The 19,018-nt window shown below is 37.5% G+C and carries 24 protein-coding genes, 1 tRNA gene and 2 pseudogenes; 19 read left to right on the top strand and 8 right to left on the bottom strand.

All coding sequences use genetic code 11. The features are described 5' to 3' along the window. Positions 1-281 precede the first annotated feature (281 nt). On the top strand, positions 282-416 hold the full coding sequence (locus tag AC25Y6_RS11950) for a hypothetical protein (protein WP_488143194.1): 135 nt from the start codon (positions 282-284) through the stop codon (positions 414-416). Continuing rightward, positions 413-589 carry a hypothetical protein gene (locus AC25Y6_RS11945; RefSeq protein ID WP_488143193.1) on the top strand — a complete coding sequence of 59 codons (177 nt, stop codon included), beginning with the start codon at positions 413-415 and terminating at the stop codon, positions 587-589. The genes AC25Y6_RS11950 and AC25Y6_RS11945 overlap by 4 nt, the downstream gene beginning before the upstream one ends. Positions 590-1,047: 458 nt before the next feature. Here AC25Y6_RS11945 and AC25Y6_RS11940 read toward each other — a convergent pair whose 3' ends face one another. Beyond that, positions 1,048-1,287: a hypothetical protein gene (locus tag AC25Y6_RS11940; RefSeq protein WP_488143192.1), complete on the bottom strand. Its 240-nt coding sequence runs from the start codon at positions 1,285-1,287 to the stop codon at positions 1,048-1,050. 727 nt (positions 1,288-2,014) lie between these two features. Between AC25Y6_RS11940 and AC25Y6_RS11935 the strand changes: the two genes are divergently transcribed. Then, positions 2,015-3,295, top strand: coding sequence for a M20 family metallopeptidase (locus AC25Y6_RS11935; protein ID WP_488143191.1), 1,281 nt, complete (start codon positions 2,015-2,017; stop codon positions 3,293-3,295). A 507-nt stretch (positions 3,296-3,802) separates the two neighbouring features. Here the strand turns inward: AC25Y6_RS11935 and AC25Y6_RS11930 are convergent. Next, entirely contained in the window at positions 3,803-4,138 is a 336-nt protein-coding gene (locus tag AC25Y6_RS11930) for a L,D-transpeptidase (protein WP_482106623.1), read from the bottom strand. 301 nt (positions 4,139-4,439) lie between these two features. Here AC25Y6_RS11930 and AC25Y6_RS11925 point away from each other — a divergent pair, with 301 nt between their 5' ends. After that, positions 4,440-4,859, top strand: a complete 420-nt coding sequence (locus AC25Y6_RS11925; protein ID WP_488143190.1) for a hypothetical protein — start codon at positions 4,440-4,442, stop codon at positions 4,857-4,859. A 116-nt stretch (positions 4,860-4,975) separates the two neighbouring features. On the opposite strand, the gene AC25Y6_RS11920 is transcribed toward AC25Y6_RS11925, so the two are convergent. Next, positions 4,976-5,275 carry a tyrosine-type recombinase/integrase gene (locus AC25Y6_RS11920; protein WP_488143189.1) on the bottom strand — a complete coding sequence of 100 codons (300 nt, stop codon included), beginning with the start codon at positions 5,273-5,275 and terminating at the stop codon, positions 4,976-4,978. Positions 5,276-5,614: 339 nt separating this feature from the next. Between AC25Y6_RS11920 and AC25Y6_RS11915 the strand changes: the two genes are divergently transcribed. Further along, the gene (locus tag AC25Y6_RS11915) at positions 5,615-6,088 is read left to right on the top strand and encodes a DinB family protein (protein WP_488143188.1); all 474 of its coding nucleotides are present in this window, start codon (positions 5,615-5,617) and stop codon (positions 6,086-6,088) included. 931 nt (positions 6,089-7,019) lie between these two features. Here AC25Y6_RS11915 and AC25Y6_RS11910 read toward each other — a convergent pair. Beyond that, positions 7,020-8,297, bottom strand: coding sequence for an ATP-binding protein (locus AC25Y6_RS11910; protein WP_488143187.1), 1,278 nt, complete (start codon positions 8,295-8,297; stop codon positions 7,020-7,022). A gap of 1,076 nt (positions 8,298-9,373) precedes the next feature. Here AC25Y6_RS11910 and AC25Y6_RS11905 point away from each other — a divergent pair. The 3 genes from AC25Y6_RS11905 (at position 9,374) to AC25Y6_RS11895 (ending at position 10,741) form a co-directional block, all read left to right on the top strand. Continuing rightward, positions 9,374-9,598, top strand: a complete 225-nt coding sequence (locus AC25Y6_RS11905) for a hypothetical protein (RefSeq protein ID WP_488143186.1) — start codon at positions 9,374-9,376, stop codon at positions 9,596-9,598. Between the two features lie 688 nt (positions 9,599-10,286). Next, on the top strand, positions 10,287-10,412 hold the full coding sequence (locus AC25Y6_RS11900) for a hypothetical protein (RefSeq protein WP_488143185.1): 126 nt from the start codon (positions 10,287-10,289) through the stop codon (positions 10,410-10,412). Positions 10,413-10,450: 38 nt separating this feature from the next. Further along, positions 10,451-10,741, top strand: coding sequence for a hypothetical protein (locus tag AC25Y6_RS11895; RefSeq protein WP_488143184.1), 291 nt, complete (start codon positions 10,451-10,453; stop codon positions 10,739-10,741). Between the two features lie 352 nt (positions 10,742-11,093). Here AC25Y6_RS11895 and AC25Y6_RS11890 read toward each other — a convergent pair. Next, a pseudogene (locus AC25Y6_RS11890) lies at positions 11,094-11,198 on the bottom strand (amino acid transporter); the annotation flags it as partial. A 687-nt stretch (positions 11,199-11,885) separates the two neighbouring features. Continuing rightward, on the bottom strand, positions 11,886-12,149 hold the full coding sequence (locus AC25Y6_RS11885) for a hypothetical protein (protein WP_482106631.1): 264 nt from the start codon (positions 12,147-12,149) through the stop codon (positions 11,886-11,888). A gap of 196 nt (positions 12,150-12,345) precedes the next feature. Here AC25Y6_RS11885 and AC25Y6_RS11880 point away from each other — a divergent pair. Next, positions 12,346-12,455, top strand: a pseudogene (locus AC25Y6_RS11880) (excalibur calcium-binding domain-containing protein); the annotation flags it as partial. A 705-nt stretch (positions 12,456-13,160) separates the two neighbouring features. On the opposite strand, the gene AC25Y6_RS11875 reads toward AC25Y6_RS11880, so the two are convergent. Further along, entirely contained in the window at positions 13,161-13,925 is a 765-nt protein-coding gene (locus tag AC25Y6_RS11875) for an ATP-dependent DNA ligase (RefSeq protein ID WP_488143183.1), read from the bottom strand. Then, positions 13,922-14,689: a non-homologous end joining protein Ku gene (gene ku / locus AC25Y6_RS11870; protein WP_488143182.1), complete on the bottom strand. Its 768-nt coding sequence runs from the start codon at positions 14,687-14,689 to the stop codon at positions 13,922-13,924. The genes AC25Y6_RS11875 and ku overlap by 4 nt, the downstream gene beginning before the upstream one ends. A 167-nt stretch (positions 14,690-14,856) precedes the next feature. Here ku and AC25Y6_RS11865 point away from each other — a divergent pair, with 167 nt between their 5' ends. The 10 genes from AC25Y6_RS11865 to AC25Y6_RS11820 all read left to right on the top strand — a co-directional run bounded on the left by AC25Y6_RS11865 (position 14,857) and on the right by AC25Y6_RS11820 (position 18,816). Continuing rightward, positions 14,857-15,078, top strand: coding sequence for a hypothetical protein (locus AC25Y6_RS11865; RefSeq protein WP_488143181.1), 222 nt, complete (start codon positions 14,857-14,859; stop codon positions 15,076-15,078). 139 nt (positions 15,079-15,217) lie between these two features. Beyond that, positions 15,218-15,289: transfer RNA gene (locus AC25Y6_RS11860), tRNA-Asn, on the top strand. Between the two features lie 154 nt (positions 15,290-15,443). Further along, positions 15,444-15,665 carry a transcriptional regulator gene (locus AC25Y6_RS11855; protein WP_482106636.1) on the top strand — a complete coding sequence of 74 codons (222 nt, stop codon included), beginning with the start codon at positions 15,444-15,446 and terminating at the stop codon, positions 15,663-15,665. 3 nt (positions 15,666-15,668) lie between these two features. Next, on the top strand, positions 15,669-15,956 hold the full coding sequence (locus AC25Y6_RS11850) for a YhjD family protein (protein WP_488143180.1): 288 nt from the start codon (positions 15,669-15,671) through the stop codon (positions 15,954-15,956). After that, positions 15,956-16,159, top strand: a complete 204-nt coding sequence (locus AC25Y6_RS11845; protein WP_482099559.1) for a LexA family protein — start codon at positions 15,956-15,958, stop codon at positions 16,157-16,159. The genes AC25Y6_RS11850 and AC25Y6_RS11845 overlap by 1 nt, the downstream gene beginning before the upstream one ends. After that, positions 16,160-17,422, top strand: a complete 1,263-nt coding sequence (locus AC25Y6_RS11840) for a Y-family DNA polymerase (RefSeq protein WP_488143179.1) — start codon at positions 16,160-16,162, stop codon at positions 17,420-17,422. A gap of 13 nt (positions 17,423-17,435) precedes the next feature. Further along, the gene (locus AC25Y6_RS11835; protein ID WP_482099557.1) at positions 17,436-17,765 is read left to right on the top strand and encodes a YolD-like family protein; all 330 of its coding nucleotides are present in this window, start codon (positions 17,436-17,438) and stop codon (positions 17,763-17,765) included. 94 nt (positions 17,766-17,859) lie between these two features. After that, on the top strand, positions 17,860-18,003 hold the full coding sequence (locus AC25Y6_RS11830; protein WP_488143234.1) for an excalibur calcium-binding domain-containing protein: 144 nt from the start codon (positions 17,860-17,862) through the stop codon (positions 18,001-18,003). A 44-nt stretch (positions 18,004-18,047) separates the two neighbouring features. After that, on the top strand, positions 18,048-18,245 hold the full coding sequence (locus AC25Y6_RS11825) for a DUF3006 family protein (RefSeq protein WP_488143178.1): 198 nt from the start codon (positions 18,048-18,050) through the stop codon (positions 18,243-18,245). A 448-nt stretch (positions 18,246-18,693) separates the two neighbouring features. Next, entirely contained in the window at positions 18,694-18,816 is a 123-nt protein-coding gene (locus tag AC25Y6_RS11820) for a hypothetical protein (RefSeq protein WP_488143177.1), read from the top strand. Positions 18,817-19,018 lie beyond the last annotated feature (202 nt).

Genomic DNA, 19,018 nt, shown 5'->3' with positions numbered 1-19,018 from the left:
TCTATTTGAATTTGTAGAAGTACTTTTGATTAAAGTTGGATTGGGATTAATACACCAAACATGATTAGGAAATTAAAATTTCTTGGGAGGCTGTCGAAACTTGGTATCTAGTTATTGTAAAGGATAACAATTCCCAAGATTCATCTAACAGGTAACTCAATTTATAAAATAAGTTTTACAACAAAAAAATACTTTTGAAAAATTACAAAACACGTTCCATTCAGCCAATGAATGGAACGTGTTATTTTTATTGACTTATAAACGGAAGGGGGATTCACAAAGTGTTTTTCAAAACTAAAATCTGTAGACATAAGCTGAATATCTATCCGGAAGTAGAAGTCAATATAGCAATACATGACCCAGTCGAATTAATCGAGTTGCGTGTTCTTAAACTCGGTAGATCCCTATTACTTTGAAAGTCGTCTTCATCCGAGCAGAAATCTCATACAAGAAAAAGCGTGGCAATCAACGTATCGAGGAACAGCCGAACAAAAGCTATTTTGAAAAAAGGAAAGAGGAAAAGGAGAGAATACAGCGAGGGGAAGTTATCATCATTCTAGGTGCTTCAACCGATAATGATGATAATTGAGCGAAAAATAATTAGATGCTGAGTTACAAGTAAAGGAATTTAATTCAACCAGAACAACAAAAAACACCCCTAAAGAGCAATTAGGGTGAAAAATGATGTACATTTAAAAGAAACGAACTATAGTAAGATATTCAGTAAGATGTCTTTTAGTTCTAAGCAAATTAATCTAGATGTCAAAGTACGACCGCAATGTGTAATAGCATATAACTGGTGCTTTAGTGAAAAATACTAGGATTAACAATAAATGTTTTGGTATTAATGAAAGGTAATTTTATTTACAAATGGGTTTTCAAAGTCACATTTCCAACCAACACAGTGGATTAAATATAGAAAAGTATTTATTGCGCATTTGATACATTAATCATAATTAGGTGAATTCAAAAGTGAAATCATATTCACTTGTCGAACGAATGGAAGTTAAAAGAAATGAATTTAAATAATCAATTGAATAACACTTTTTACAGTGGCGCTAGCGAATTTCCTACTACGTTTGCTCTATTCCAAATAGATAAGGACATAACGGCTTCAAGAAGAGTACAGTTTAAATACAAAGTTTCATTCTCATCTTTTGTATTCATAAGGGTCAGCGCTTCGCATAAGAGTTTAATATCTTGGAGAATACATTCTTGAATCAAAGAATCGTGGCATCGGTTATAATCGACTACTAGCTTATTAAGTTCAATCAAAATGAAATCCATAGGTCAATTCTCCTTAAAATGATTATCGTTCCTATAGTATCACTCATTTGCAATGAAAAAGAAATAGTTTATTTGTAAATTTCTAAATATAATCTAATTCATTAAAAGTAGGTAACAAAAGGTGAGAGAAGACTGGTTTTTGATGGGAAAATAAATCTAGAATACACGTTCCATAACCCTGGTACGTTATGCTTACAGGTTTTAATAATGATAAAACATATTTGGGAAAAATGAATTGTTTACTCAATCGACTGGGACTTTAGTTGAAAAAGAAGAAGGTTTTTAAATAATCTAATTGCACTTGAGACTAATTAAATTATGTTTTTTGTTTTACAATACAAAACCCGTTTCATTCCATCATTGAATGAAACGGGTTGTTATTTCGTAAGGGAGAAGTCGCAAAGTGTTTTTCAAAACTAAATCCTGTAGATAAGCTGTATATCTACCCGGAAGTGGAAGTCCATGTAGCAAAATGAGACTGAAATAGCTGGTTCAATTTTATTGTGTAGCTATTAAATTGAATTTTTAAAAGTATCCTTAATTTATAAAAAAATCATCTGTAATGGATAGCACAGGGAAATTTTGATTTACAGCTTTAAGCACATTTTCAAGACGCTACCTATATAGGTCTTTTGTTCAAAAAACTCTAGTATATGATCTAGGAAAATCACATAGAATAGTAAAGAAAAACTGTGACTACTACTGGATATGGAGGGAATATATTCATATGAGTATCAGAATGATTCGGCAGCTGATTAGGTCAAGGCAACAGGAATTAGTCGAACTTGCTGCTTCATTTATTAGAATTCCATCCGAAAATCCATCGCCCGATTTTAAGAAGCAATCGGCAGAAATGGGAACCCATATTAGCCGATACCTAGCAGCAAAAGGGTTTTTAATAACCGAGCACCGCAGTAGTGAAAATTCGCTAGTTACCGTAGTCTGTGATGCTCCCTTAACTAGTGTATCCGGTCCACGACTCCTATTTTGCGGACATACAGATGTCGTACCGGCAGGCGACCGTTCACGTTGGACCTTTGACCCTTTTTCGGGAGAAGTCAGATCAGGTATGCTTTTGGGGCGGGGAGCCTCCGACATGAAGGGCGGCTTGGCATCAATGATCTTTGTGGCTGGACTGCTTCAGGAGTTTGCCTCCACTCTTAATTTGAAAGGTAGCCTAGGAATTATTGCTTCTCCGGATGAAGAAAATGGCGGCATTGAGGTCGCCTCTCTCCTGGATCAAGGATTGATTAAGGGAGATGCTTGTCTTATTGGCGAACCAACGCACACCCACCATCCGGTTGTTGGTGAAAAGACCATGGCATGGATGCGGGTGACTATACCAGGTCAGACCGGGCATGGAAGCCAACAACCGCTTTCTGGAATCTCCGCTGTACGAAGAGGGGCAGCCGCGGTCGAAGCACTAGCTAAACTATGGGAGCTCAAAGCAACGCCTCCGGCTGAACTTAGTCAGCTATTGTACAATACTGAATGGTTCCTATCTCAGGGTCAAGGACATCCTTTAATGTCACAATTACTATATCGTCCCTCTTACAATCCAGGTATAATTCAGGGCGGAACAAAGGTAAACACCATCGCAGACAGGTGCATCATTGAAGTGGATACCCGGGTTCCATTCGGAATGAAGTCCGAGTTTGTACAGGGTGTCGCCAGGAATCTTGTCAAAGCTGTAGCGCCAGGTGCTGTTGTAGAGCCAATAGTACCCTATAGTAACCCGAACTGGACCTTAGAGAATCGCCCAATTGTGCGGTCTATAGAACTGGGAATCCAGCGTGTCCTTGGAATAGAGGAACCTGTCTTCAGCGTACTCTCGCTTGGGTCTAGTGATGCCACTCACTTCCGGCGCAATGGCATTGATACCGCATTTTATGGTCCGGGGCTGCAAGATACTATCCATGGGTACGATGAGCAGGTTTCAGTAGAGAACTTAGTAGAATCTGCCGAGATATATGCTGAGACGGCAGTCCAGTATCTTAGGTCATTCTAAATCTATTTTCACCAAACTTTATGTAGAGTCAGGATTTTGACAATTTATAACGTTAAGATAGAACCTCTAGTATTAATAAGTTCTAGCTTTATTTAGTCTATATATGCATATTGCTATTTTAGTTGTTGAATAAATTTCTATTTCTATTTTCACAAAACACGTTTCATTCAGCCATTGAATGAAACGTGTTATTTTTATTTCCATTTTTAAGGAAGGAGGAAATCGCAAAGTGTTTTTCAAAACTAAAACCTGTAGAAATAAGCTGTATATCTACGCGGAAGTCGAAGTCTATGTAGCAAAACAAAGCCCTGTTAAGGATGTTGAACGGGAGGTTGAGTAACTAAAGAAGTTTTGTGAGCAATAAGACCGCCGATTGCAATTCAGCGGTCTTAAACACAGTCACCTTATTGGTGTAGCAGCAGTATTGCCGAACCTGGCGATTGATAAACGTGGGGGTATTTGGCAGTATACACAAACTATGCAGTATAGGATACGAGGTTAACAGAGTCATTTATGAATGACAACCCTTGTACCTATTGGAACTCTAGATGACAATTCTAGAACATCATGATTAAACATTCTAATACATCCACGTGAGACATTCTTACCGATTGAAGCTGGGCTACTTGTGCCGTGTATACCGTAATGAGGCTTTGATAATCCCATCCAAAGCACTCCAAATGGACCTCCGGGATTACGTTGTTTATTGATGATCGTGTAAGTCCCAGAAGGTGTCGGTGACAATATTTTTCCAACTCCAATTGGATAAGCTTTTATAAGTCTGTTTCCATCAAAAAGTTTTAATTTATGTTGTGAAGTAGATATGTCAATCCATATAGCCATGAGGATCAACTCCGTTCTTTGAATATTGTATGGAGTAACCTAGGGATCTGTGAATTAACAGAAATTAATAGAACAGTTAATGAGGAAAGAAAGCAAAACTGCTTAAGGAACAGTTCGACCATTATAAGCCGGGAAAGAGAAATTTCTTACCCTAATGAGTGTAGTTGTAAAAGGATTCTTCAACTTTATTGCTTTAAAGACCAAATATAATTACTTTGTTGTTATCCATCAGAACACGTTCCATTCATCCTTTGAATGAAACGTTTTTTTTTGTCCTTTAACTGAAGGGAGAAATCAAAACATGTTTTTTAAAACTAAAATCTGTAGAAATAAGCTGTACTTCTATCCTGAAGTAGAAGCCCATGTTGCAAAACAAAATCCAACCGAACTATTCGAGCTTGGTTTTGTCGTCCTTGAAACATCCCTCCTATTGTTGAGAATGATGGATACTCAAAACTACAAGAGGGAAATGCGGTTTTGGATGAAACGTATATCCCACAATACAAATGCGCTACCTGAATTATTATGGGAAGAAGGTGAACATGCAAATCAACTAATGTTAGGAAAACAGAATAAAGAACACCTGGAATTACTCAGATATAAAATATTCAGTACCATTCAGACGTTGTTCAGTTTTGAAGAAGATAGTCATAGTCGTTCACTGTTCAAAATGGACCAATTACATGAGTACTTCGGCAAGAGGGATTGGATAAAGAAATGATATCGAGAGGAGGTGATGCAGATGGGTATGCCCGTTGAATCCGGTGAGTTTATTAGTGAAGTAGAAGAGACATAAGAAAATGGGTTAACCATTTCAGCCAACTGTTCTTTTCATCTTCATTCGACGGTGTAAATGTTTGAGTAGCCTGCGATTCTGGGTTTACTCAGTTCATCCGTTGTTGAAACTGTAGAATGTCCTAAGTTATGTGAAATTACATTTAAATGCACATTTGCTTCCATTAATAAAGAAGCGAACGTTTGTCGAAATGGATGGGGGGTAATGTGCTTATTCAAATCAGGCATTCGTTTCAATAGTCGCTGAAGAGGATTAGAAAACTGTTTGATTGTATACGGATGAAATACTGGAAGAGTTAGATGCAAACCGTAACCACATGTACGGTGAATTCCAGCCTTCATCGTTCTATTCCTCGAAATTCATCTACCTATAGTTTAACACGTAGATAATGAATCGTGATATATATCCGACGCATTAAGATGGATATATATCACGATTCATTTCCACCTACGACTTTCCTCGTACCCTGGAAGAACGGTGGCGACAGGAGGGGGACAGAGGTGTTATCTGAGACCGCAATTCAGTTGATTAAATGTTGGGGCTGTTTGCTTAAAAAGAAAGGGATGAAGCATTCACTCCATTGAATAAATGAATGAATTGTAAAAGTACAATCAATAAATTGGACAAGGGAAACATCGATAACTAAAATTGAAATGGAATACAAGAAGGAGTGATGGGCTATGTATCGTAAGGTAGAAGATTTTATAGAGGACTGGACTGTTTCATCTGAAGGAACTACCAATGTGATGAATGCAATGACAGATGAAAAGCTTGACCAAGCTATTGTGGAAGGGCATAGCTCGCTAGGTTGGTTGTCTTGGCATTTGGTTGGCGCTGCAGGGGCTTTCGGCCATTTTGCTGGATTCGGGGTTCAAGGACCTGACCGACAGGAGCCACAACCAACAAGTGCAAAAGAAATTGCCAAAGCTTACGAAACACTTGCGCAGGCAATTAAGAAAGAGGCAACCAAACTGACCGATGAAGACCTACTCGAAGAAGTTACAAGTTTCACAGGACCAACTAAACGAGGAAAATTACTACGCGCGCTCATCGACCACCAAACACACCACCGTGGCCAAATGACCGTCCTCCTTCGTCAGGCGGGGTTGACTGTTCCACCCATTATGGGACCAACAAAAGAAATGCAAGTATAACGAAATGGGTTGTCCAGAAACTCAGTGTAAACTGTTTTTTCTGTACAGCCCATTGGCGTTTAGTAATAAAAAGGTGCTGGTTCTACTCCAAGTAAAACTAGAAAACTCGGCGATTGCCGAGCCTTTAGGCGATCCGTAGTTACAGCGAAGGGTATGACCATTGTCAAAACACCTTACATATTTTAGAGGCATTCGCTTGCGGGGATAACGAAACTATGGAGCGCATTCTTCCATCCGAACTGGGTTTAACGAAAGAATCATCCATGCAGATCAACCAAGAAAAGGTATTCTACTAACTGGTTTAATGAATGAAATGGAGAAACAATTCAAAATCCCAGTGTTTAGGAATGAAGTATGGGAACGAGAAAATATTAAGGTAATAGCAATGTATCGCAAGTTAAGTATTACAAGAACATTGTGAAGGTCGGCGAAACCTGATCTTCTTTTTTTTGTGCAGATTGTCCAAGGGGTCTGTACTTTTGATAATGGGTGTCACTTTAACCGATAATTTGCGCTTATTTCAAGTGTTATTTTGCACATATAACTTTAAAAAACCGACTAACTTCACATGAGGAGATTAGCTGGGCTTCTTCATTGCAACATAAGATAGATTTTATTAGGTTATTGAACGTAGAATAATGAACAAGGATTTGTAACGTCTATAGCCGTAAAGAGTATTCATTTCAACGGGGATCTGATTGTGTTCAGAAAAGGACGAGTTTTGGAACGTAGAAAAAGAGGAATACCGACTAAAATAAAATACTTAACTTCTAACTCAATTCTAAACTTCTAAGCTCATCTGCTCACTATCAAATAATTGTTTCTTTTATTATGCATTATTCTGTTTGAAAAAGTTTTATTGAAGAAAAGAACGTCCGCAAACTAATCATATAGTTTAACGGACGCACAATATAAATACTCCTCACTTTATTTATAGGTCACTATGTTGTTGAAAGGCTGGAAGGTTTATTCTGAAAATTGTACCTTTATCGAGTTCACTACTTACATGAATGGTACCATTCATTCCTTTGATGATACTATAAGAAACCATCATTCCAAGACCAGTACCTGTTTCCTTAGTTGAAAAATATGGTTGACCAAGACGATTAATTTGTTCTTGTGACATTCCAACACCTTGGTCACTAATCTCAATTTGGACTGTATCTTGGACACTAGACAAGTGAATTTGAAGCTTACCTTCCTTTGACTTCATAGATTCAATTCCATTTTTCATAAAATTGATCAAACATTGTTGGAATTTTTTTCTTTCGCCAATCGACACAAATTGATTTTGATCTGGATTGTATATTTTTCGCTCTATTTCAACTCCGTTTATTGTTGCCAAATGACAAATCACATTGACGGCCTGTTGTATTTCATCATTAATATTGATCTTTTCATTTTTTTCTAAGGTTGGTTCAGCAAAGGTTAAATAATCATTAATGATATCGGTAGCTCGATCTAATTCTTTTAAAGTAATACTAATGAATTCTTTTCTTTTATCAGGGGAAATATCATCAGATAATAATTGAATATAACCTCTGCTTACTGTAAGTGGGTTCCGAACTTCATGAGAAATACTAGCTGCCAAGTGGTAAACCATTTGGAGTTTTTCTGCCTTAATCAAGTTTTGCAATAAACTAGAATAATTACGAATACCTTCCCATATGATCGTTGAAATAATAATACCCAACATATTAATACTATAAAACTCGAAGAGAAACAAACTTGGTTTATAACCCGAGAAATAAATGAATTCCAAAGAATCAAGAATGATCATCCCAATGAATGATAATGTCACTGAAAGTAAAAGTTTTTGCTTCAAATTCATTTTTAAATAGTTTTTGGAAAGGATGCAAGTTGCAATTCCGATAATAATAAATACTACAGATGCTGGATAAAAACCCATCCCTCCCAATGAGAAACGAATAAGAAGAACGATAGCTAATTGTATCAACCCTAGTTTATAACCACCATATAGACCACCTAGAATAAATGGAACATAGCGTAAATCCCAAAAGCTATTATCGTTTGAATATACCGGAAATACCATACACAATACAAGAGTGACAATAGGGAATAAAGCGATTTGCCAACTTTTTAATTCTTTTGAACGGTAAGCATAAGTAGCATGTAGGATTTGTAATAAACAGAGAGCTAGTAGGATAAATAGAAAATTGTTGAGCAAATCTTTTGTAATAAGATCCATGTGAGCATCGTTCCCTTAATTTTATGACTAGTCTTATAATAGCGTACGTCTGTCGTTAAAACAAATTCAGACAATATTTTCATGAATAATCAGTTATAAACCAGATTAATAATAAAATGACACACTCGATATCTATTACACTGGTCGAATCTGGGAGTAAACATGCTCTCAGGCATTCTTCGTATTTCATGGACACGCCTTTAGCTATTTTGCAATCAGTAGTATTTTTCCCTTAAAAGTCGTTTTAAAACTAAAAATAGGAAACTAGCCGACATTTTATTATTTCATTCTTAGCCAATTCATTCTGTTCATAAAAGTACACATTCACTGCCAAGTGTGAAAAACATAGCGGAAAACAGTTCGTAAAAGTAAAAAACAATTGTTGAACGTTCCTTCATACCTTTGCAACTTCCCAAACGAAAATGTATAAATAAACGTGCTCAAAGGGGTGTTCTATTTTGGAGTCGCGAAAATTCGGATATGTCAGGGTAAGTCCAAAAGAACAAAATGAAAGCCGACAAATGGAAACAATCAAAAAGATAGAGATTAGCAAGCGTGACGTTTTTCTCGATTAGCAATCAGGCGATCAAAGGAAAGAATATAAGTACTACTATATCAACCCCAATTTCCTTCGTAAGTTCTTGCCACTCTTTCCGTTAGAGCAATAAAGAAGAGAGGAGAGTATTCTTCTCTTCTTTCTACATAAATGGTCGATTTTCACTGCAGACAGGGAAGGGAGTCACGGAGAAGGAAATCGTTCTGGCATCCACGGATTGTCAAGAGAACAGAGGGAAAATCTTATTAATAAACTTGAATAGTAATGTTAACGGGGTGAATACTGAGGGAGTAGAAGACAAACAGCTCCAATTTAACATGGATGTGATAGTGCAAGCATTCATCTACGGTAAACCATTGAGCAGTAGTGATTAAAATCAAATTTCCAGGGTGCCTTCCTATAACAAGTAGAGTCGCATTTTTTGTATTATATGAATCATGAAGATTGCAGTAGGACTAAACTACTTAGAGGAGTCCTCTTCCTTCTGTCGAATATTGCAAGATAGAGGGGAGGGGATTCTATGATTTTCGGTCAAGAGGATTTATCGCAATATAATTCAGCAAAATCGCCATGGTTCAATATAGCAACTAACGGTAAAGTTGATATCGGTATTGAACAAGATTATATCCAAAAAGTCGGTTTGACTTCCGAAGGAATGTACAAAATGGTAGATGAATGGTTAAACAGCATCCACGGATTGTCAAGAGAACAGAGGGAAAATCTTATTAATAAACTTGAAAAGTAATAGGCAAGAACGTCCTCTACAGGGACGTTTTTTTATTTTCGTGAAGCATACGGAGTGAGATGGTAAGGGCGTGGTATGAGATTGACTGTTAGAAAGTTTCCATACCAAAATGATAATGAATTAAAAAGAGCAGATTAGGCTCTTAATAAAATCCTTTTATCTTCTTGAGAGATTCTAAAAGTACGAATACCGCTGAAAAAGTATTCTGAACTCCCGATGACATGTAAAAATTAGCTTCATCATAATAAATATTGTTGTAGTTAGGCTTTAGAGCTTTTGCAAGCTCGATTGCTAGTCATTTATTTTCATCCGAAAATAGAAAGTGAAATCCAACTTCTAAAAATGATGCTACTTAACAGAGGTACTCAATTACAGAGCCGTGAAACTATCGCGCTATCGGTTAAATAAATTTTAATGGAGTTGATGCACAAAAAGAGGGTAAATAAACAATGAGTTCAAGGATGCTTTATCTAGAATGCGCTATCCGGTATTACAGATTTCTAATCTGGAAAATAGAAAAGGGAGCGATGATATGGCCTCAGCCTGTTCAATGCTATATGACGGGTTAGCAAAACGCTTTATGTTTAAATTTGAAGGAGACTTAGGAAGCATGAGTTTGAACAATTGAACAGAAATTATCAACTAATTTAAAAGGAGATTTTTAAAATGAAAAACTATGAAATGATAATTGAACATCAAATTGGAAGAAGAATGTGATGCTGATAATGGTAAATATTTCGAAGGACGAAGGTTGATGAGTGGCATAATGCTGAGTGTTGTAGGTATTTATGCAGTTATTGGATTGATGATGTGATAAATGCAAACTATAAAACTGAAAAGGGGATATTAAAAATGAATGTAAACATACAAAAGGTAGAAATGAAAGAGATGTTGGATGCGGTTGTTACTAGAATTGATAATCTAGAAAATTTAATGGTGGGAAACGGATTAATGACAATGAATGATTTTAATCGAGATATATTGAAACCTATTATTGTCGGATTTGAAGATATGGAGAAAAATCTAATCGGCATTGGGAGCGATACGTTAGACACTCTTAAAGATATGAAAGAAACGTATGGTGATAGTGGGCTTGAAATGATGAAATTTGCGATGATGCTTAATAGATTAAAAGATAATTGAATATGCAGATAGGAAGGCATGATTATGAATGAATTTGGAGCTTTGAATGAGGATTATGGGAATGTATCTAAGCCATTCACTCTATCCTTTTGAATCACCAAATTGTTGATGATAGAATAAAATATTAATATAAAGTCAATAAATTTTACACCTGAATTAGAGAGTGTTTGTATATTGTTTGATGCGAGCATCCTAGAAAGGGTGCTCTTTTGAATTACCTGAATTGTTCTCTAAATTTATTCCGCTATTATAAATCTGCTTTTATCGTATAAATTGTAATCCTCGATATCGAATCCACGATACTCTTGTTTTTCAAAGGTAGTTGTACAACTCGTTCATAAATAACATTATCATCAGCTGTTTTCGCAAGAATGGAACCATATATGCCTAGCCAAAAAAGGGTGAGTGGATTCAACAATGACATTTTGAAACCGGTTAGCATTGATGTTCTAAGACGGATTCACGGCATGCAGGGGCTCAAAGAATGGACAGAATTGTCGCACCCGGATGTCTACGAAGTGAAAGTGAAAAAGGATACCTATTACGTAAGAAGAATCTGGGGCTGAAAAAATGAAATAACCCTCTGATATCTTTTACAGTGCATCCCCTAAATTAGTAACGTTCAAAACTGAGGGTTTTTAATGTCTATTCTAAGGGACGCACTTCGCGTATCTCATTTCGGAAATTAATGTTAGTAAAAGTACACTTTTTACGGACACTAAACTCGAGAACTATCAATCAAAAAATAGAGCGTTGTTGCCGATGGAGCCTTTGGCGACAAAAGAGGGAGTGCTTGAAAACAACTTATCCTGTGAGGAATGACAAGGAAAACGGCCGATCAATATGTGGGAAGGTCTTCTTATTTGACTGGGCGATAACATGGATCCAGGAATACATATAAAAAACGCTCCAAATCCTTTAGTGTAAGGGTTTGAGGCGTTTTTTGAAGATATGTTGATCAGGATTGGAAATGAAAGGTCATACATTTTCTGTATAAGAAAATATATCAAGGAGGCTCCAATTGTCAATTCTAAATCCGTCCTTCTTTTCCGATACTATGTCAATGCTAGCGCATTTAAGACATTGATACTCCAAAATCAAATAATTTGTCGGTAAAAACCCGAATTAACTAAAAATTAATATGTTAATTACTAACTATATTTAGGCACCAAGAGAAATTTTCCCAAGCGGATTGCCAGCCTATGAAATGCTCGGATGAATCATCCCAACGGACATCGAATTTCTTCTGACCGTTTACATCCACTAAATACAGTGCAAGGGTATTATCCTCCTTAGAGACAGCTATCTTCATACCGATTTGAAGTTCTTCTTGAGTGAACGGTACGTCTGAAACCGAACGTAGCTGTGCCTGTTCAAATACTTGTTTGTTAATGATTTTGTAATTCATAATAAACCTCCAATAAAACTTTTTATTCATTATATAAGTTCCTATCACATCCGCAAATCATAGGGCTACAAAAGTATATTTTATATTCATTTAGCGATAAAAACAATAATAAAATGAATTCGCTCTATTCAATTAGACTAAGGATTAAGATGTGTTTAAACCAGTGGCTAAACCAAAACCATCGACACGGCCTAACTTTAAAAACTGTACAGACTTACGTACGGTATATCCAAGCGGTGTTCAAAAGATCACCCGGCATATCAATCGAAAATGGACCGGGACAAAGACGGATGGGCGTGTGAACGATTATGGGAAAAGCAAAATACACACTTGATCGTGTTGAAGAAGGTCAATATAATTTTTCTAGAGTATCCTGTATCCCGGCGAATGAAGTCACTGGAGAAATTTCCAAAGGCGATATTGTATAAATTAGCCAATCGGATATAATAGCGAAGTCATTCAAATAACACTCTTTTTTGAATCGTTTCCATATCTGTTTTAATGTTTACTTCTCCTATTTGAAAAAAGCAAAAAAAACAACGGCTGGGAAGGAGAGCAAAAAGCGTCCTTGTTTGACAAGAACACTTTTCATGTCAATATTTACTTACTGTCACATTTACAGAGTAACCAGAGTTTGCTGATATAAGCACTTCATAAATTCCATCATTTTTTATTTTGAGTGGAAAAAAGACGAGGGCGTATATCTTGAAAAAGTGTGAAAACATTTGAAATCGACCCACTCACAAATTTCGTGGTTAGGTCGCTATTTCTTATGCTTGCGGTCCGAAATCTAGTAGCGCTTGCGCAAGCATTCGTTGATCTAGATCCAGATTTCAAAAGCTCCATTAACATTTTCAATTCACGGTTGTGGGGCTCTTCCATAGCTATAGCAAGTTTTTCATCGCTTAACCCCGTGTTTTCGCCTGACTCAACACTTGAAAGCATGTAGATTAACACTCCTTTACTGTTATTCTATCGAAATATAAATTGATTAAATACGAGTGACAGATTTTATTTAATCTCTATTATCTGCGGCAACCTTAATTTTTTCCTGCTCGTCCAACCCCGCGCTTTTACTTTGGCATGAAACGGTGTCTTCCTCGATAGCAACTTATCTTTTATTTCCTTCGTGAATCCAATCGTAACACTCCCTAAATATTCGCCATCAAGACTTTGCAATTGGACGGTAAGTGGCCCAAACGTGATTTTCGACACAATCACATCATGGTAACTCCAATTAATGATTTTTCGCCAGTCATCTGAACGCGTACGAGACAAATAGAGACTACCTACTCGCTTAGCAATGATACCTTCTATTTTGTTTTCTTTTATAACATCAAATAGTTGTTCGCCTTCGGTATATACGTAGGGCACTAAATTAATATGTGGTGAATCGATTGCGGTTAAGGTTTCGGTTAATAACCCTTTTCTTTCTTCGATTGGCCAATGTGTCACTATTTCTGAATGATAAGAAATAACGTCAAAGGCCATCAACGAAATAGGTTGATTCTTGTTACCACTAAATCGAGACATCGCGCCCTCGAAGTAATCTGGTGACTCATCTCCAGGCGCAATCAGTTCTCCATCCAATAATACTTCATTGCCTCCAAAAATAAGTCCGGGGAAAATACTTGTTGTAATTGTTCCGTGACGTGTATAGGACCGATTATTTTCCGCTAACAGGCGAATTCCGTTAAATTTCAATTCATAAATCCATCCATCATCCGATCTAACTTCCTCTTGATACCCGAGGAGCATGGGCTTAACTAACTTCATGCCCGTTTCTTTTGCTCCTTGATAGATGCAACGCTTTTCTCCATAGCATCCATTAAATTAATAACATTCGACGGCTGTTCTGCATTCTTAGGTATTTTACTCTTAATCAATTTTTCTAAGCGCTCACGATATTCGTCATGATATTTAGTGGGTTCAAATTCTGCAGTTAGTTGCTCAATTAACGATAGTGCGATTTCTTTTTCTTTCAGGGTTAATTTTACGTTTGTTATCTGTGGAAGGTCAGCGGTAGACCGTACTTCATCGGGAAAGTGTAACGTCTCTAAAACTAGATGATTATCAAGGACCCTCACTGCTGCAAGACGTTCCTTTGAACGTATCGTTATCTTTGCAATACTAATCTTTTTCGACTTGGCCAATGCCTCACGAAGTAGTGCGTATGTTTTCGAACCATTGCTATCTGCAGCTAAATAATACGTCTTGTCAAAATAGACAGGATCGATTTCTTTGAGTTTGACGAACTCCACAATCTCTATAGCTTTTTCTTCTATATAACTATTCAGACCATCCAATTCTGCATCCGCGATGACAACAAATCGGTCATTCGCATACTCATAGCCCTTTACAAGTGACTTGGAATCCACATCTTCATTACATATAGGACATACCTTTTCCTGCTTAATTGGTTTCTTACATTTATCATGAATCTGCCTTAATTTTATACCTTTGTCTTCCATGGCTGCATGTAACTTTACAGGAATTGTTACAAGCCCAAACGATATAGCACCTTTCCAGACCGTGTGCATTTAAATCATCTCATAGTTATTATCGCCAATAAAAATAATGCGATACATCCTGTTCCAGTTCATTGGAACCTAATCGACAGCGGACGTCGTATGTTTGGCATGAAAATACTTCCAAAGTCTAAAAAAGCTATTATTGCACATATTATTTTGGACGGAGGTGAGTATCCATGACAAACAACAAAAACAGAAACCCGAACAACAATCGTAACAACAACAGCCGCAACAACAACAGCAACAGCAACAGAACCACCAACGATACCAACAACAACAACAACAATAACCAAGATCGTACAGAGTTCGGGACTGAAATTGATGTGAATCAGCTTAAAGAACGAAACGCAGACAAAGAGTGCAATAATGATATTAATGCGTGCAACAATCGTTTCTAAAAAGATTCTCGTTTGGTTGTGGATACCACTGATGGCAGAAGCGTAATGCTTCTGCCATTTTTTAAAAGGATATTATGGATTGAGAAAAAGTGAATAATAATAAGTTAATTGGTAAATATTTTCAGAAGTTATTTATTATTCCGAAGTAGCTTAGCGGTGGAGCTATCGGCTGTTAACCGATTGGTCGTAGGTTCGATTCCTACCTCCGGAGTAATATCCAATTTGAAAACCTCTTCTCAATTGAGTAGAGGTTTTTCTATGCTGAAAAATAAAAAGCGGTCTCAATCAGCTAGGGTGCCCAACTTTTTTTATTGTTGCAATACGAACATTTATTCGGTATACTGTAACGAAAGGAGGGAACAAGTGTGCGTAATCAATTAAGTAAGTCAGAGGTCCATGGTGAACTTCTGGATATGATGTATATGGCGAAGGATGGTTCAATCAGTAAGCGAAGAATCAAAGTCCTGCAGGTCGGCGAGGTGTCGTTCCGTGCGTACTGTTTCTTACGTAAATCCAAGCGTACTTTTACAAATGATAACGTGCTGGCACTTGTTCCCGTCGTATATAAAGAAAGCCTGGTGATTTAAGTCGTGCGATTCATTCCATCTGGGGCAATACCTTATTTCGATATTATTGAAGGTGCACTAAAGGCTGCAAGGCATGAAATGAAAGAAACGAATATATATTTGAAGTGTAATAAAATGAAAGTAATTAAAAGGCTGAATGATGGAACGTTTACAGAGTACCTATTTATGCACGATGGTCACGAAGAGCGACGGAAATATTTAAACATACGGTTACGAAACAGAACCGAGGAATTGATAAGCATCTATTTTACGAAGTCCGGAGAACACCATACCAAAGGAGCTGTTATTTAATGAGCGAACGTCAAAGAAATATTTTAGAATACATTAAAAGCTACACAGCAGAAAACCTATATCCACCAACGATTAGGGAGATTGCTACAGCAGTCGGACTCAAATCACCATCCACAGTTCACGGTCATTTAGATAGGATGAGGGAAAACGGGTTTATAAACTTTGTTAATTCATCACCACGCACTTTGACAGTTGTTAGTTAAATGCATCCGATATATAAGGGGCAACCAAATAAACAAATCGCCTGTATCGATATGATGAGCTTCTATGCGAGCTGCATGGCTACGTTGCACAATTTAGATGTTCGTACTGTGCCAATCGCGGTCGTAGGAAACCTACAACAAAAAGGTTCAGTCGTACTTGCGGCCAGTCCCGCTATGAAAAAGAAATTTCGTATAAAGACAGGTAATCGATTATTTGAAATCCCTAGCCATCCCGAAATTCGTTTGTTTGAACCAAAAATGTCGTATTTCCTCAAGATGTCGATGGCAATCACACATATTCTCCACAATTACGTGCCTGCAGAAGCTATACATGTCTACTCGGTCGATGAATCGTTTATTGAACTAACGGGAACCGAGAAGCTCTGGGGTGACCCGGTGGAAACAGTTAAGGATATACAAGCAGAAATACTGGAAACGCTTAACTTACCCTCCACAGCTGGCATGGGCCCGAACATGTTGATGGCGAAATTGGCGCTGGATTTAGAAGCTAAAAAGACAGGTTTCGCGAAATGGACTTTCGAAGACGTGCAAACAAAATTGTGGCCAATATCACCATTAAGTGAAATGTGGGGGATTGGCAGGCAAACGGAAAAGACTTTAAATAATATGGGAATCTTTTCGATTGGTGACCTGGCTCATGCCAATTTACAAAGCCTTGAAAAGAAGTTTGGTGTTTTGGGAAACCAATATTATCATCACGCATGGGGAATTGATTTGTCAGAGTTAGGCGCTCCACTTTTGCAAGGTCAAGCGATGAGCTACGGCAAAGGGCAGACTCTGTACAGGGATTATGTAACCCGTGAATCCATCCTTGTAGTTATTTTAGAGATGTGTGAGGATGTTTCCCGTCGAGCTAGAGAAGCAAGAAGAGAGGGGAGGACCGTTCATCTTGGAATTGGGTACAGTAAGCATTCATTCGGTGGCGGATTTAGTCGTTCTCTTTCAATAGAAGAAGCTACAAACGATACGATGAAAGTTTACCGAACTTGCATGGCTCTATTCGATAAATTTCATGATGGCCTTCCAGTAAGGAAAATCACAATCGCGTTAACAAATTTAGAAGACGAAACATCAATGCAGCTAAGTTTTTTTGATGAGCATAAGGTTCGGAATCGTAAATTAGGCATGGTTATGGATGATATCCGAAATAAGTATGGATCCACAGCTATATTGAGGGCGGTGTCTCTAACGGATGACGGGACCGCAATCGGACGCTCTAAATTGGTTGGCGGACATAAGTAATGGGAGGTATAGCATGATTCGAGATCGCGGAAGTATTAAATGGACGGCATTGATGTTGCCGGAGCATATTGTGGAATTAAGAAATTGGATGGATAAGGAGCATTTCGTTGAATGTCCGGAACTCAATGATTGGGATTTACAATCTATCCAGGAAGAAATCGAAGTAGCGTATAAACGCAAATGCCAAACGTTGATTAAGACTTGGAAAGACGGCAAGATTATGACGCGTGGAGCCATAGTAGAAGTAATTGATGTGCAGTCTAGCTGTATTGTGCTCGATAACCCCTTTGGACCCGAGAGGATTCCATTTTCAGATATAGTCAGCGCACAATGTATGGAATGAAAAAACAACGACCAATTCGATTAGGGAAAGGTCGTTTTTATTTGGCGACATTTTCGAAATACTATTAAAGGTCTTCCTGACTATTTGACGTTCTATTGGGACAGTCCATCTGCGCAGAAATGATTGTTATAGAAGAAGTACAGACTTAAAGACAGTACATCCTAGCGGCGTCCCACAAGGTCATGCTGCATACCAGTCGAAAATGGATCGTGACAAGGATGGGTGGGCTTGCGAATGACAAAAGTAAAATACACTCTTGATCGAATCGAAGATGGTCGGTAAGTGTTCCTGGAATATCCTAACGAAGAAAATCAATTACTCATTCCGAAGAATGAAGTCCCGGCCGAAGTTACGGAAGGTGACATCGTATTAATCAGCAAAGAGGATTCGGTTTATGAAATAGTAGTATTAGATGAAGAAACTGAAGACGTGCATCATAAAGTTAGCAGCTTGCTCGAGAAGTTGAAGAATAAAAAGTAAATAAAAAACGACTACTACTCAAATTGAGCGGATGGTCGTTTTTTTGTATAGCAAAGTGGTATCAATGCTCTGTACAACTTATTCATTAGCATACTTCAACTAGGGCGGACTCCGATTCGATTGAAGTATGCTCGATAAGATTTTTGTTGTATGTCGAAAACAATAAGACGAAAACATAAATTGGGTTGATGGCGAAGCGTGCGCTTGATGAAGATTACGTCCAATGGAGTGTAGATGGATCATTGGACTTTAGGAATCGTCATCTTGCTATTGAAAAGGTATTGGAATAGAAAGATGTTTAATTTCTAATGATGAAAAAGAATTGAGAAAGTGCACCCCGGTGCCGTTGAAATAGAAATGAAAACTATTTTAAACAAGACTTGCATTTCATGAGATGGAGTGGTATATTTATAAAGTTGCTTTTGCGACATAATGAAAACAACGCAAAATGAAAGTGGAATTAGTTGTTGACACGAACCAAACGAAATGTTATGATATAAAAGTTGTCGCAAAAAAACGACAACGACTAAAGGTGAAGGATGCAAGTAGATTCTTCCTACATGAACCTTGAAAACTGAACAGCAAAACATCAATGAAATATAGCGAGAGTGCTAACACACTTAAGCAAAACGTTTCTAAACTAAGCTAGCTTCGGTTGGTTGAATAGAAACGCACACAAGAATCTTCGGATTCGAGTCAGCAAGAAATGAGCTATTCATTTTCTTCTATTATGGAGAGTTTGATCCTGGCTCAGGACGAACGCTGGCGGCATG

It is taken from the genome of Sporosarcina sp. Y1004, assembly GCF_057669665.1.
The sequence above is the reverse complement of the archived record's forward strand: the minus strand, read 5'-3'. Positions and strand labels throughout refer to the sequence as shown.